General features: G+C 59.5%; 12 protein-coding genes. 5 read left to right on the forward strand and 7 right to left on the reverse strand.

Features of this window, described 5'->3' with window-relative positions:
• The first annotated feature begins 300 nt into the window (after positions 1 to 300).
• The gene (locus H0921_RS15740; RefSeq protein WP_194539474.1) at positions 301 to 3,174 is read left to right on the forward strand and encodes a PSD1 and planctomycete cytochrome C domain-containing protein; all 2,874 of its coding nucleotides are present in this window, start codon (positions 301 to 303) and stop codon (positions 3,172 to 3,174) included.
• 248 nt (positions 3,175 to 3,422) lie between these two features.
• Here H0921_RS15740 and H0921_RS15745 read toward each other — a convergent pair whose 3' ends face one another.
• From H0921_RS15745 to H0921_RS15765, 5 genes are all read right to left on the reverse strand, one after another.
• Entirely contained in the window at positions 3,423 to 4,016 is a 594-nt protein-coding gene (locus H0921_RS15745; protein WP_194539475.1) for a peroxiredoxin, read from the reverse strand.
• A gap of 302 nt (positions 4,017 to 4,318) precedes the next feature.
• Complete coding sequence (locus H0921_RS15750; RefSeq protein WP_194539476.1) at positions 4,319 to 5,206, reverse strand: PEP-CTERM sorting domain-containing protein; 888 nt, start codon at positions 5,204 to 5,206, stop codon at positions 4,319 to 4,321.
• 319 nt (positions 5,207 to 5,525) lie between these two features.
• On the reverse strand, positions 5,526 to 6,050 hold the full coding sequence (locus H0921_RS15755; protein WP_194539477.1) for a hypothetical protein: 525 nt from the start codon (positions 6,048 to 6,050) through the stop codon (positions 5,526 to 5,528).
• A 347-nt stretch (positions 6,051 to 6,397) separates the two neighbouring features.
• Entirely contained in the window at positions 6,398 to 6,595 is a 198-nt protein-coding gene (locus tag H0921_RS15760; protein ID WP_194539478.1) for a hypothetical protein, read from the reverse strand.
• A gap of 158 nt (positions 6,596 to 6,753) precedes the next feature.
• A complete protein-coding gene (locus tag H0921_RS15765; RefSeq protein ID WP_194539479.1) occupies positions 6,754 to 7,875 on the reverse strand; it encodes a DUF1559 domain-containing protein in 1,122 nt (373 codons plus the stop codon).
• Positions 7,876 to 8,235: 360 nt separating this feature from the next.
• Here H0921_RS15765 and H0921_RS15770 point away from each other — a divergent pair, with 360 nt between their 5' ends.
• Positions 8,236 to 9,090 carry a hypothetical protein gene (locus H0921_RS15770; protein ID WP_194539480.1) on the forward strand — a complete coding sequence of 285 codons (855 nt, stop codon included), beginning with the start codon at positions 8,236 to 8,238 and terminating at the stop codon, positions 9,088 to 9,090.
• A 39-nt stretch (positions 9,091 to 9,129) separates the two neighbouring features.
• Here H0921_RS15770 and H0921_RS15775 read toward each other — a convergent pair whose 3' ends face one another.
• Positions 9,130 to 9,414, reverse strand: coding sequence for a hypothetical protein (locus H0921_RS15775; protein WP_228499896.1), 285 nt, complete (start codon positions 9,412 to 9,414; stop codon positions 9,130 to 9,132).
• Positions 9,415 to 9,585: 171 nt separating this feature from the next.
• Here H0921_RS15775 and H0921_RS15780 point away from each other — a divergent pair, with 171 nt between their 5' ends.
• The 3 genes from H0921_RS15780 to H0921_RS15790 all read left to right on the forward strand — a co-directional run bounded on the left by H0921_RS15780 (position 9,586) and on the right by H0921_RS15790 (position 12,023).
• Positions 9,586 to 10,581, forward strand: a complete 996-nt coding sequence (locus H0921_RS15780) for an NAD(P)H-dependent glycerol-3-phosphate dehydrogenase (protein WP_194539481.1) — start codon at positions 9,586 to 9,588, stop codon at positions 10,579 to 10,581.
• A 147-nt stretch (positions 10,582 to 10,728) separates the two neighbouring features.
• Entirely contained in the window at positions 10,729 to 11,247 is a 519-nt protein-coding gene (locus H0921_RS15785) for a DUF1802 family protein (protein WP_194539482.1), read from the forward strand.
• Positions 11,244 to 12,023: an SDR family NAD(P)-dependent oxidoreductase gene (locus tag H0921_RS15790; RefSeq protein WP_194539483.1), complete on the forward strand. Its 780-nt coding sequence runs from the start codon at positions 11,244 to 11,246 to the stop codon at positions 12,021 to 12,023. The genes H0921_RS15785 and H0921_RS15790 overlap by 4 nt, the downstream gene beginning before the upstream one ends.
• Before the next feature lie 60 nt (positions 12,024 to 12,083).
• Here the strand turns inward: H0921_RS15790 and selA are convergent, their stop codons facing one another.
• Positions 12,084 to 13,532: an L-seryl-tRNA(Sec) selenium transferase gene (gene selA / locus H0921_RS15795; protein WP_194539484.1), complete on the reverse strand. Its 1,449-nt coding sequence runs from the start codon at positions 13,530 to 13,532 to the stop codon at positions 12,084 to 12,086.
• Positions 13,533 to 13,652 lie beyond the last annotated feature (120 nt).

The raw sequence follows: 13,652 nt of genomic DNA on the forward strand, positions 1-13,652 counted from the left end.
CCTTCCATCAGTGCCTTCATTTCCCCGGAGCGTTTGCGCTAGGTGTTCATTTCCCTGCGCCCTTGCACTCGAGGCAGTACCATTGTACCCTCACTATAGCTGAAGCTCGCTCCGAGAGCAGTAGGATCACGCCCGCACCCACCGGCCCGCCGTAGCTCACTCCTTACATCTAACTGTCCTGCTCGCGATCGACCGCAAATTGCTGTTGGCAGGTGTCCCATGAGTAGCACTCCTCACTTGTCCCACCGTCGATTTCACGGGAACAGGACCTCCTGGACGAGGCCGTCCTGGAAGATCCGCGTGGGGATAGGCATCCTCGCTGGCCTGTATCTGCTCGGCGGAAGCCTCACCGAGGTGAAACGGGGAGACAGCGTTCAAGCTGCGGACGAACCGCGCCCGCCTGCCGCCACTTCAGCAGCTTCTGCAAATGCTCCATCTTTGTCCCAAGGACCGGTGGACGCGGAGTATTTTGAAAAGAAGGTGCGGCCCATCCTCGTCGAGCGCTGCCAGAAATGCCACAACAGCCAGAAGGCTAAGGGGGGATTGCAACTCGACAGCCGCGCCGGTTTCCTGCGCGGGGGCGACAGTGGCCCCGCCCTCAACCTCCTGCCCCAGGTGTTGCAATACGAAGGCGACATCCGCATGCCGCCCCAGGGGAAGCTGCCCCAGACCGAGCTGGACATCTTGCTGCGCTGGTTGGCCGCAGGCGCCCCTTGGCCCCAGGATAGGAATCCTTCCACCACTCCGTCTCCCTCGACTCCTCACCCCCAAACCCCAGCCCGGCTCCACTGGGCCTTTCAGCCGCTCCAACGTCCGACTGTACCCTCTATCCCTGCGGGGACGCCGATCCAGAATCCCATCGACGCCTTTGTGCTAGCTCGCTTGCAGGCGGTCGGGTTGAATCTGGCCCCGGAAGCGGATAAAGCCACCTTGCTCCGCCGCGTGTATTTCGACTTGATCGGCTTGCCTCCCTCCCCGGAAGAGTTGGACGCCTTTCTGAACGATGCGCATCCCGATGCTTATGACCGCGTCGTGGACCGTCTGCTAGCTAGCCCGCACTACGGGGAACGCTGGGCCAGACACTGGCTGGACCTGGTCCGGTATGCCGAAACCTATGGCCACGAGTTCGACTTCGACATTCCTGAAGCCTGGCGCTACCGAGACTATGTCATACGGGCTTTTAATGCCGATCTACCCTATGACCGCTTTCTGCAGGAACAGATCGCTGGCGATCTCCTGGACGACCCGCGCTATGACCCGCAAACGGGAAGCAACGAGTCTCTGCTCGCCACGGCTTTCTGGTGGCTAGGGGATGCCGTCCATTCGCCGGTCGATTCCCGTATGGACTTCGCGGATCGGATTGACAATCAGATCGACGTATTCGGCAAGGCCATCCTCGGCCTAACACTCGGCTGCGCTCGCTGCCATGACCACAAATTCGATCCCATTCCCAGCCGCGATTACTACGCCCTCTTCGGGATTCTCGCCAGCTCCCGCTTTCACTACGGGGACATCGGCGATCCCCGCCCCTTGGAGCGGCTCCTTGATGAATTAACGCGATCTCGTCCGCAGGCATATTCGACAGCGGCGGAATCGAGAGGTTCTGGGGGAGACATCATCCCCCCGCCACGTCCGGGGAGTGCCTGGCGTCTGGGAGCGAAAGCCTGGGAACATTTCGGGGCGGACTGGCGGCAACGCTGGGATGCCACCGGTTTGGGACTGCGTCCTACCGGCGGAGAGGGATTCCCTCACAGCGGTCAAGAGGCCGAGGCGTTATCAGCGGCACTGCGCTCCCCGACCTTCATGATCGAGCATCGTTATCTCGTGCTGCGAGTGGCGGGCCGGCAAGCTCAGGCCCGTTTGATCCTCAACGGCTTGCAGTTGATCCGCGACCCCATTTACGGCGGTCTAGCCAAACAGATCGACCACGGCGAAGAGTTCCGCTGGCTGGTATTCGACCTGCATCTCTGGCCTGGACAACCGGCTTATGTCGAACTGCTGGACAATGGCCCCGGTTACTTCGCCATCCGCGAAGCCTGGTTTGCAGACACCCTACCACCCGCGGAAACCGGCGAGAGCGTCCCGCGTCCTCCGTCCGCTGCACTGGAAAAGGACCCGCATCGCCACCGGTGTTTGGAAGTGCTGGAAACCGCTTGCCGCAATCGCCCGCGTGCTCCCGTGATGCGGGATGGTCCCGGACGCAATGAGCGCTTGTTCATCAGAGGAAACCCGCGGCAACTCGGCCCGGAAGTCCCCCGCGGCTTTCTGTCCTTGTTCCCGGCCCCTCCCGTTACCTCTTCCGGCAGCGGGCGGCGCGAACTGGCCGATGCTGTGCTCGGTCCCGCTCGCCCCTTGGTCGCACGGGTCTTCGTCAACCGCCTCTGGCAACACCATTTTGGCCGGGGATTGGTCGCTACTCCCGATGACTTCGGCGCTCATGGCGAAGCACCCACCCATCCCGAACTGCTGGACTGGCTCGCCGAGGAGTTCATCACCTCCGGCTGGTCCATCAAGCACATGCACCGCCTGATCGTGCGATCCCGAACTTACCGGCAGGCCAGTCAGCTTCCAACCGCTCAGGCGGAACTAGCCCGGCGTGTGGACCCGGACAATCGCCTCCTGCACCGCCAGAATCTCCGACGCTTGGAAGCGGAAATCCTGCGGGACGCCGTCCTGGCTGTATCCGGCCGTCTGGATCGCCGCTTGGGAGGTCCGTCGGTGCTACCTTACCTCAGTGAGCAGCAGGTCGGGCGCGGTCGGCCGCCTTCTGGACCACTCGATGGCCATGGGCGCCGCAGCATCTATCTCGCGGTGCGCCGTAATTTCCTCCCCGCACTTTTCACCGCCTTCGACTATCCCCCGCCGTTTACCACCGTGGGCCGCCGCAGTGTCTCCAACGTCCCCACGCAGGCCCTCGTGCTGTGGAACAATCCCTTCTTCCACGAGCAAGCCCGCTATTGGGCCGAACGGCTGCACCGCGAACAACCCCAGGCTTCGCTGGAACAACGCCTGCAACAGATGTACCTGGCTGCCTTCGCCCGCCGTCCCGATCCAGAGGAAGTGCAAGCTGCCCGCCACTTCCTCCAGCAATTCCCGCCCACAGAATCCCTCACCGCTTGGACCGAATTAGCCCATGTGCTATTCAACAGCAAGGAGTTCCTCTTTATCCCGTGAACAATGGGTTTTCTCTCAACAGCGAGTCTGGGGAGGAAGGAAACCACGGTAGCCCGGCTCAACCTCCTTCGACATGCCGTTGAAATGCCCTTGGCTAGCTTAGGCTTCCTAATCACACTATGGCTTGGCTTCCCGAAAATACAAAGGAGGGAGGGTTGGTATTTCCCCCCCTCCCCTATCAAGCCGTGAATGGAATCGACGATTGCCGCTGGGAAGGACCTATCTTCCTCCCGGATTGAGGGTCCCATTTACTTTTTGGCGGCTACCTTCTGGAAGTACTCCTTGGAGGCTTTGACATCCGGCTTGATGGTCGGTTGCCCTTTCTTCCATTCCGCCGGGCAAACTTCGCCATGCTGCTCGTAGAACTGCAAGGCATCGAGCACGCGTAAGGTTTCATCCACACTGCGTCCCAACGGCAGATCGTGAATGGTGATGGCCCGGATGATCCCTTGCTTGTCGATGATGAATGTGCCGCGGAGAGCCACCCCGCTGTCGAGCAGCACGCCGTAGTCGCTGCTGATCTTCTTGGTCAGATCGGAAATCAGCGGATACTTCAGGCCACCCAGTCCGCCTTCCTCACGCGGCGTCCGAATCCAGGCCAAGTGGGAAAACTGGCTGTCGATCGAGCAGCCCAGCACCTCGGCCCCCCGCGCGTGAAACTCTCCCAGTCGGTCATTGAAGGCGATGATCTCCGTCGGGCAAACGAACGTGAAATCCAACGGATAGAAAAAGAGCACCACGTACTTACCCCGATAGTCCGACAGCTTGATCGTCTTGAACTCCTCATTGACGACCGCCGTTGCGGTAAAATCCGGGGCTTCTTTTTGCACTTGGGCTGGCATCGTTGTTTCTCCTCTCTGGATATGAGCGGGACACACATCTCAGCCGACACCACATCGGCCTCGCAGAACATGTTTAGGAAGAACTTCCGCTCTTTGCCACGGGGTCCTGCCAAGGCAGGGAATCGGTTTTGCCAATGCCGACCGTCAGTGTGGCATCACATGTTCCGTGGAACTGGAAAAGTTCCTTCTCAGCCAGTGAGAGACAGATCCTGGCCGCAGCGGAGGAGAAAACCACATGGGTATGAAGTAGCGCAGACGTTGGATGGGATAGTTACAGCTTGGAGAAGCTGAAGCCGTGGGATTCAGCGCTTCCGGCGCCGGCGACGCCGCCAACTTGCCACGGTGAGTCCCCCCAGGGCCACCATCCAAATCGAACCCGGTTCAGGTGTGGCTACGGGACCAGGATTGCCTTCCAGAGGGGGGCGAGGACCTGGCATCCCTCCGATCGGCGGAGGAGAGCCGCCATCCTCGTTACCGTCCTCTCCCCAGGGGGGAGAAGGTGGTGGGGCATTGTGCGGAGGCGGTTCCGGTTCACCTCCGTTGTCAGCGTTATCGGGATTGCTACCCCCACCGCCTGAACCACCCCCTGCACCACCGTTCGTTCCTCCGCCCTGCCCTCCACTATCTGGACCCAGACCAATGACCCACCATCCCCCATCCGGTACGGTGACTTGACCCGAACCGAGCGGATTGCCGTGGGGATCGCTGACATCGACGGTGACTACACGAGAACCGTTGGAAGTTGGGGGAGATAAACCCACACTAACGCGGGGAGCATCGGACGGCACGGGTAAGCCTGTCTGCGGTGCTCCGGAAGCCTGCTGACCGCCGGCAAATCGCGGTAGGGCGCTCGCTGGAAACGAAGAACCACCCACACTCCCATTGCTAGCAGTTAGTGTGGCGTAGCCATCCTGCACGGGCAGGAGTACCGGCGTCCCCAGGGGTGAAAATACGGTGGTTCCACCTCCTGTCACCGCCTGAGCAGTGAACCCCCCGTTGAGATTGACAATCGCCAGCGGCGGACCATGCTGGGTATCAAACCAGAACTCATTGTAATCTGACGGGACCCCGGCTCCGGCCAGCCCCGCTGCTAGAGTCACCCAAAAGCCCTCGGCTCGTGCTACGGCTGTCCCTACCAGACAGGCCAGCACGGCTCCCCACACCCGTAACCCCAGGAACACCCCACGCATACATTCTTCCTTCCTGATGTGCGGGTCGTCATTCCTCCTGGCGGGTAGATCCCGCCACGCTTCGGCAAAGTAACCGAAAAACTTGAGAAAAAAAAGGCGAACTTGCCCTACCCCCTGAGGCAGTGGATTTTTCCCACCCCGATGCGAATTTTCCAGCAAAGATACGTAGCGGCGGCACCGACTGGTAAGTTTCCCAGGCTCTTGCCTCAGGCGAGGGTGGATTTGCAACTGCGATTAGGCAAGGAAACTACCAGTAAAGATAAGCATTACAAATATCAAATGATTATAGTATGACATCTATATGATATCATACAATATATCATTTCGGAATTGTTATTTGTGTTAATTCGATGGTCGTAGTCTCATCAGCATTGGGAACATAACTGTGAGACTTGACCAATCCGCCGGGGATTTCCGGACTAATCCAGATGGTGGAGAGCATCTCACCGGCTTCCGTTGAAGAGGTGTACTTGAAGAATCGGCAGCGATAAGTTTTTCCCAACACTTCGACATCTTCGGTTCCTTCCTTCTGGATACCCTGGGGTTTCCCCCAATCCTCCTTGCGGATGTTCGGGGGGAGCGGAATTCTCCGTGGATAGCGGAATGTCATCGGCTCGTTCTGCACTGTCTCGCCGTTGCTCCGCTCTGTTCGGGTTTGCTCTTCGATCACAAGGAATTCGTTTGTCTTGTCCAAAAGTTTGAGGGTGGTATGGGAGATGGTGGGTCGCGGAACCTTGGCATTTTGTGTGATTGTCCGACGTACAACGACAGTCCCCTTCGGGAAAACTTGCCATTGCTTATATGTGAGGTCCTCAACCATTTCCGCGGAGGAAGAGAGTAACACCAGGGCATCCTGGTCAGTAGTCCCGGAAGATGGATTCTTCTCGGAATCTCCGGATGCTGTCGGCGGCTGTTGTGCGGCGGGGCGAGAACATCCAGCCACACTGGTGACCAAAGTGACAATGGCTAGGCATGTGAGTAGCCGGAACTGCCCCCGGATGTTCGATCTGCATCGAAGGGAGAGAAACGCCATAGCTATCGGTTCCTCTTTCACTGCATTCTTCATCAGCCCGATGCTGTATGCGATCACAAAGGCGCCACTTCGCAAAACCTGATTGTCCCAAAAAAAGTCTCTTGTATAGTGACTTTATCCTGTCATTGTTTACGATGTCGTTCTGACTGTAAACAAGTTTAGCGCTTGCCCTTAGTCATGGCACGTGTCCGGTTGCCAGGGCTTTCCTCTTCGTCGATGGCTGCATCCTCAGCGCGCACCGCTGCCTTTTGCTCTTCCGTCAAAGGCTGGGTGTTGAGGGCGGGTTGTTTCGATCCACAACCCCCCAGCAAAACCACAAGGAAAACAACCGTTACACATTGTATTATCATTTTCATAGATTAGGACTCCGTAATACGATGAAAATCTATCCAAATTTTCTGTAAGATTCATGTGTAAAAATGTCAGGATGTTCCTGGGTGATCAAGGATACATCCTGACAATATGGACTGCAATGGTAACTTATTCTGGATTTACCAGGCGGTATTCCTCGAAATTAGAGGTCACTCATATTGATGACAATACCGTCATCGGCCCCGCAGGCAGCCATGAAGGTGAGCGGGTTGACGTCAAAGCGGATGAAGCGCACCGAGCCATCGGCGAAGACGGCATTGAGACCGCCGGTGTGATTCGAGCCGAAGTAACGGCGCCAAAGGTTGTTGCTACTAAAGGCAGGGTCATTAGTCGGCGGAGCGATCTGAGCCCAACTACCGGTGTAGGCGCGGTACATGAAGTTAGTGGGATCCTGGTCGTGTTTCGGTGGGAAATGCCAACGGATGTTGTCTTCATCCCAGCCGTTGTTATTCCAACGTTCATTATCGCCACCGTCTACGCCGTGGCGCCGAGCAGGAAGGGCTTTCTCGGCAGCAGCGATGGTGTTGCTCGTACCATCGACGATGTCCGCCATTCGCCGCTTGGCTCCACGGCCCGGCCAGACAATAAACCCTTTGCGACCCGGATAGTTTCCAAAGTTTTCTGTAGTCCGTTCATTGCGTGCAGGGCCAAATCCTAATGGCGGTGGAGGGGTGTCACCGGTCAGCTCGTGCATATCCCCTTGGAAGAGACCGGCGCATCCGGCGTAATCACACCGGCCAAAGCCCGCGCTGCCGTAACCTGTCGGTGCACGCCGCGAAGGGCAATAGTAAATCTTGATAAGCTGCCGGGCCACATCATCTTCCCCGCCATTGTTGGCCACATTTGGCCAGAAGGGGGGATCGTCGCGCCCCAAACGGAAGACGTTTTCCTGCTCGATGTAGGGCAGAATCCAATAGAACTGGTTCCAGCCTCGGCGGGTGGCCGCCCGGCAGCAGGTGGTGGTTTCATACCCTCCGGGGTCTTCATCGTACTTGAAGCCCGCGGGGTTGGGAGCACCGCCGGTAGTGATTGCCTGCGGATCCCCATCCAGTCCTCCCGGAGGGAAATAACCCATGGCGCTTTCATAGTTGTGGAACGCCAGGCCGATTTGCTTGAGGTGATTGGCACACTGCATACGCGCCGCGGCTTCTCGAACCTTCTGCACCGCGGGCAACAACAGCCCGATCAGAATCGCGATGATGGCGATCACCACCAACAGCTCGATGAGGGTGAACGCCCGGCTAGGACAGAACCTCCGCTGCATACGACAACCTCCCATGACGAGAAAAATCGGAGCGTGGAGAGCCAGTTCCCGCCCCTTGTCCCTTCCTAGACCAGTCGGGTATTTTTCCTCCAGGCAGGGAGAGAGCCGATTCCCCAATCCCGGCTGGTGCTAGGCCAGCGACAAAGGACGAGTCTTTCTCCACGCTTTTATGCCTAAGAACCGCCTTTGAAGTTCAGATGACTGCGATGTGCCATTTCGGCGAAACTTATTTTTACGCTGTGCGTAGTTTTCTTGAACGAACGATGAACCGCTCCGTAGTTCCGTGACTTGCAGGGAGACGTTACTCAGGGGAAATCGTCAAGATCAACACCGCTCGAGCCGGTGTCATATCATGCCATTATGAGCCGGACACCACTGTTGGAACGCGAGGAATATATCGAGCAAGCCTATTTTTTCCGCACCTTTCGGGAGCGGCTGGCAGATAATCTGCCGGCGCAGGAGATTCTCAGCCGGGTACACGAAGAGCTGCTCAGTTCCACACGGTTGCCGTGGGCGGTGCAATTCCTGGCGACGGAGATGAAGCACACCGGCCTTCTCAGCAATGGTTTCGCTCGCCTGCCGCATTATTTCACTCGCTTTCAAGCTTTCGTGATTCAACAGGCGGAGGAAGCCACTTCGCGCTTTCCTATCACCACAGCACTGTTGGTTTTGGAGCGGGAGGCCCATTACCGTGCTCAGCAGCCCACCGCCGCAGGGCTTTTTGTTTACCAATTCGAGACGATCGCTCGGAATCGGCTGGGATACCGAGAAGGTTTCGAGGCCATGGCAGAGGACCCGCTCTATGACAGCCACTGGCAAGAATTCATCCTGAGCCTGGGCAAACAGATGGGGGACATTGACTTCGCCGACCTGGTGTACCTGCGTTCGGAGTTATACGTGCAGGAGCAGCGCCGCCTTCAGGCTCATTATCAGCCGCCAGTGCCTGTCCTTTTCGGGGAGAAAGAAGGGAAGATCGCCAAGGCCAGCCGCGGCCGAGACCCCCTGTACCTGTTCGCCGCTTTACAACGGCAATTGGGCTATCCGGAAGTACCGCGCTCGCGGCAACGGGATGACGACAAGAGCCGCTGGGAACGCGTCGAGAACAAGTTGCGCGAACTGGAAATGCGCTTGAAACTGGCCGAAGCCGAGTTGCGCGGGTCGATCGACCTAAGCCAGTTCGGCAAGCCGGAATTGCTTCAGGACGATGACGAATAGACCGTGGGGGGACTCGCCCAATGATAAGAGCACATCGCATTATGCCGGGGTCGGTAGGTTTTCCCGGAAGGCTTGCAAGACCTCGTAGAGGTCCGAGGTGATGGCCACCTCGTCGTCCAGAAAGTCGCGCAGCCAGACGTAATTCATCCGTTGAGCTACCGCAAACAGAGGGAGGAGGTCCCCCAAGCGAACGCGGACTTCCGGTTCCGGGGCGGGGGTCGGTTCCTCAACAGGGGGGTTGTAAAGCTTGAGGCGTACAGCCATGCCTGTTCCTCCGTGGTGCTGGACCAGCGCCGCTTTTTCCGCTCCAGATGTCAGACTCATCCTCGCGGCGTCAGCCATTTCCATGTCTTTGCTTTCATCGGCTCTGGTAGCAAATCGAGTTGATGCCTAGATGGGCTTAGGGAACGCTCCCTGAAGCCATCTGCGGTAAAATGGACCGCATATGCCGGATATGGCGGCAGCATCAGCTCCAGGATCAGGCGGAGAGCAAGTATGGCGCTGACATTCGCAGTTCTTGGGAATGGGGCATGGGGCACGGCGATTGCAGTTCATTTGTCGCAACGTCCGGATTACCGGGTGAAGCTATGGGGCGCTCTGCCTGAAACGGTCGAGGAGATGCGCCGCTTACGGGAGAACGTTCCACTGTTGCCAGGCGTGCGGATCCCGGAGAGCGTCGTGCTGACCTCCGACCCCGCCGAGGCCGTGGAGGGAGCGGATTGCTGGATGTCGGCAATTCCCACAGCTTTCCTACGTGCTTCTTTGCAGCGGTTCGCCGGCCTGGCGTCCCAAGTGCCGATCGTGAGCCTGAGCAAGGGGCTGGAGAATGGCACATTCTACCGTCCAACGGAGGTGATCCGCGAGGTGCTGGGCGTGCAGCGATTGGCGGTGCTGAGTGGTCCGAGCCATGCGGAGGAAGTGGGGCGTGGGCTGCCCGCCGCGGTCGTTGCTGCTTCGGAGGAATTGGAATTGGCCCTGTGGGTCCAGCGGCACATCGGTACGGAACGCTTTCGGGTCTATACCAACAGCGATGTGGTCGGCGTGGAGCTATGCGGGGCGCTAAAGAATGTCATGGCCATAGCCGCGGGACTCTGCGACGGTCTGCAATTCGGCGACAATGCCAAGGCCGCCCTGGTGACCCGCGGGCTGGCAGAAATGACCCGCTTTGGCGTCGCTCATGGTGCGGATAGCCACACCTTCCACGGCCTGGCCGGATTGGGAGATTTGATCGTCACCTGCTACAGCGAGCACAGCCGCAATCGCCGGGTAGGCTTCCGCCTGGGACGAGGCGAACCACGCGAAGCTGTGCTGGCAGGTCCCCAGGTAGCAGAGGGGGTTTGGACCAGCCGCAGTGTGTACGAACGCGTCCAGCGGATCGGTCTGGAAACCCCCATCATGACAGGCGTGTACCGGATCGTGCACGAGGGGCAATCACCCTTGGATGCAGTGCGGGACCTTCTCCGCCGCCAGCCCGGAAATGAACGCTGGTGACCGAAACAGGAGCATTCTCCCTAACGGCCTTTCTGGTCACACCATCAACGGCTATCCGGCCCATTCCCGCCGCCAGGCCCAGTCCAGCGGCCTAGGATAAATACGATGTCAGACACGCTCCGGTTTCCAGCCACGGAGAGACTGCCGATGAACACGTTGGATGTGGCTTGCAAGGAGTGGGCGGTTGTGTGCCAGGCCTTGGCAGAAGGACGGCAATCGGTCCTGCTCCGCAAAGGGGGAATCGCGGAAGCCGGTGGCCAATTCCGACCCCAACACGAGGCTTTCCTACTCTATCCGACATACTTTCACGAACAGCGAGCGGGCATCATCCCGGAATGGCATGAACGCTTGGCCGCCGTGGAAGCGGAACGCCCTCCTGCCGGGATCATCCGCCTCACCCACTGGGTCCGGGTCCTCCGTGTCGAATATGTCCAGGACCTTGCCGCTGCCCTGGCCTTGCGCCCCCAGCATATCTGGACCGATGAGGTCGTGCGCCAGCGCTTCCACTATCGCGAGCCGGGATTATTCGTGCTCCATGTGGAAACCTATCCTTTACCCCAAGCGGTGGAACGGCTCGAACGCCCCGAATATGCCGGTTGCAAGAGCTGGGTTCATCTGGATCAGCCTGTGCCCTTGGCCGCCGCACCTCTGGAGCCATCGTCATGAGTGGACCAGCAGCAGGAAGCAATGACCGCCCGGTGGCCGTAGTCACGGGAAGCGGACGCCGGCGGATCGGCTATCACGTCGCCGCACGTTTGGCTCAGGAAGGCTTCGCCTTGCTGCTGCATTATCGCACCGCTGCCCAAGAAGCCACCCAGAATGCCCAGGAATTATCCCAGCAATACAGCGTGCCTGTCCTGACTGCCGCAGCCGACCTTACGGAAGAAAGCCAGGTACAGGAACTGGCCCGAACCACGCTCGAACAGTTCGGGCGCGTCGATGTCGCCGTCCACTGTGCGGCCATCTGGAAGCGCAAAAGTTTGGAAGAAACTACTGCTGCCGACGTCCGCGAGCATTTCGAGGTCAATCTCCTGAGCACCTTCCTGATCTGCCAAACTTTCGGATTGCAGATGGTCCGCCAAGAGCAAGGGGGCTGCCTGGTTACCATCGGCGACTGGGCCGACATCCGGCCCTATCCCGACTATGCCGCCTATTTTGCCAGCAAGGCCGCGATCCCAGGGCTGACCAGGACGATGGCGGTGGAGTTGGGGCGGCGCCATCCGCGGGTGCGGGTCAATGCCGTGCTCCCTGGTCCCGTAATGCTGCCGGAGGATCTGCCAGCAGAAGAGCGCCAAGCCGTCATCGCTGCAACGCTTCTGAAACGAGAAGGTAAGCCGGAACATGTCGCCCAAGCCGTGTGGCACTTCGTGCAGAATGATTACCTGACCGGCGTTTGCCTGCCGGTGGATGGGGGACGTTCGATCTACGCCGCGGGGTGGTGATGCAACCCTACGCGGCGTGTTGGCGGCTCTGCCTGGCTCGTTTTCCTCTGCTTCGGCGGATTATGGGGAATCCAGTGGCCCCGCGAGAGACTGTGCCACCTGGCAGAGGCGCTGGATTAGCATGTCCTCCTGGTAGGGAAAGACGGTGCGCAGGTCCAGCCAGAGGCATCCTTGCGCTCGCCGGGCGATCACTGGTGGCTCCCCCATCCGCAAACGGTAGGCCCATTCTTCCTCCGAGCCTTGATGGGGTCGGATTTGCAAGACGTAGGTGGGCAAAGCAATCTCCGGGAGAGAACCCCCGCCAGCATAGGCGGTCTGAGCCAATACCTGCATCGCGGCGGGGAAGGATCGGCTTTGCAGGCGTTCGAGAAGAGACTGACAGCGGGCTTGCAATTGCTCCGCGGGAGTCGTCAGGAGCCGTAGGACGGGAACATGGTTCAGGGCGAGGGCCGGATCCTCATAATGCTGGAGCGTGGCCGTCAAGGCCGCCAGGGTCATCTTGTCCGGCCGGACTGCTCGGAAAAAGGGGTCCCGCTCGATGCGTTCCAGCCATTCCTTTCGGCCGAGGATCAGTCCAGCCTGTGGACCGCCCAGGAGCTTGTCCCCGCTACACACGACTAAATCTGCCCCAGCGCGAATACTAGAGGAAAGTATCGGTTCGCCCGTCAATCCCCAGGGGGACAGATCGACCGCCAGGCCGCTGCCGATGTCGTCGATGACGGCCAGTTGCCGCCGGCGGGCCCACGAGACCAGGTCTTCCAGCGCTACAGTGCGAGTGAATCCCCGGAGGCGGTAATTGCTGGTGTGGATGCGCATGGCCGCCGCTGTCTGAGGGCCTGTTGCCCGTTCATAATCACTCAGGCGGGTGATGTTGGTCGTGCCAACCTCCCGGAGTGTCGCACCGCTGACAGCCATGATCTCCGGTATGCGGAAGCTGCCCCCGATTTCGATCAACTGGCCGCGGGAAACGAGAACTTCCTTGCCGCCTCCTGCCACGGCTCGCAGGACCAGAATGGTCGCCGCGGCGCAATTGTTGACGACGGTAGCCCACTCGGCCCCGCTGAGGCGGCACAAGGCCTGGCGGACATGCTCCTGGCGGTGCGACCGTTGGCCCCCGTGCAGGTCCAGCTCCAAGTTAACGTAGCTGCGGGCCGCTTCGTAAGCTGCCTGGGCCGCCGCTTCCGACAGAGGTGCGCGCCCGAGGTTAGTGTGCAGGACAATACCTGTGGCATTGATCACGGGCCGCAAGGAAGGTCCACACTGCCGCCTTAGGTGGAGCAGGGCCTGCTGGGCCAAATGAGCCGGGGCGAGTTCCTCGGTATCCAGCGTTTGCCCCGCCTGCAAACGTTGCCGCATCTCAGCCAGCACCTGTCGCACGGCTGCCGTCACTGCGGCTAGGCCATAGCTCTGCCGGGCCTCGACCAGCGCCGCTTCCTCGAGGACCCGTGACACTGCTGGCAAACGCCGCAAGGGATTGGTTTCGTTCATCACGGAATGGGTTTCGTTCATGCGCCTTTGTTCCCACGCGGGCCGACCCTTGCAAGTCGGATCCAACGCCTTTTCATTGCTGTCCAATCTAGCAATTCCGAGAGTCCGGCGGTAAGCCGCCGAGTTGGTCCCGGTATGCTT

The organism is Thermogemmata fonticola, from assembly GCF_013694095.1.
GTDB classification, from domain to species: domain Bacteria; phylum Planctomycetota; class Planctomycetia; order Gemmatales; family Gemmataceae; genus Thermogemmata; species Thermogemmata fonticola.

What these genes read in the sequence shown, in the direction of transcription:
- H0921_RS15745 (WP_194539475.1), bottom strand. Translation starts at nt 4,016, where the DNA reads ATGCCAGCCCAAGTGCAAAAAGAAGCCCCGGATTTTACCGCAACGGCG.
- H0921_RS15750 (WP_194539476.1), bottom strand. Translation starts at nt 5,206, where the DNA reads ATGCGTGGGGTGTTCCTGGGGTTACGGGTGTGGGGAGCCGTGCTGGCC.
- H0921_RS15760 (WP_194539478.1), bottom strand. Translation starts at nt 6,595, where the DNA reads ATGAAAATGATAATACAATGTGTAACGGTTGTTTTCCTTGTGGTTTTG.
- H0921_RS15765 (WP_194539479.1), bottom strand. Translation starts at nt 7,875, where the DNA reads ATGCAGCGGAGGTTCTGTCCTAGCCGGGCGTTCACCCTCATCGAGCTG.
- H0921_RS15770 (WP_194539480.1), top strand. Translation starts at nt 8,236, where the DNA reads ATGAGCCGGACACCACTGTTGGAACGCGAGGAATATATCGAGCAAGCC.
- H0921_RS15775 (WP_228499896.1), bottom strand. Translation starts at nt 9,414, where the DNA reads ATGAGTCTGACATCTGGAGCGGAAAAAGCGGCGCTGGTCCAGCACCAC.
- H0921_RS15780 (WP_194539481.1), top strand. Translation starts at nt 9,586, where the DNA reads ATGGCGCTGACATTCGCAGTTCTTGGGAATGGGGCATGGGGCACGGCG.
- H0921_RS15785 (WP_194539482.1), top strand. Translation starts at nt 10,729, where the DNA reads ATGAACACGTTGGATGTGGCTTGCAAGGAGTGGGCGGTTGTGTGCCAG.
- H0921_RS15790 (WP_194539483.1), top strand. Translation starts at nt 11,244, where the DNA reads ATGAGTGGACCAGCAGCAGGAAGCAATGACCGCCCGGTGGCCGTAGTC.
- selA (WP_194539484.1), bottom strand. Translation starts at nt 13,532, where the DNA reads ATGAACGAAACCCATTCCGTGATGAACGAAACCAATCCCTTGCGGCGT.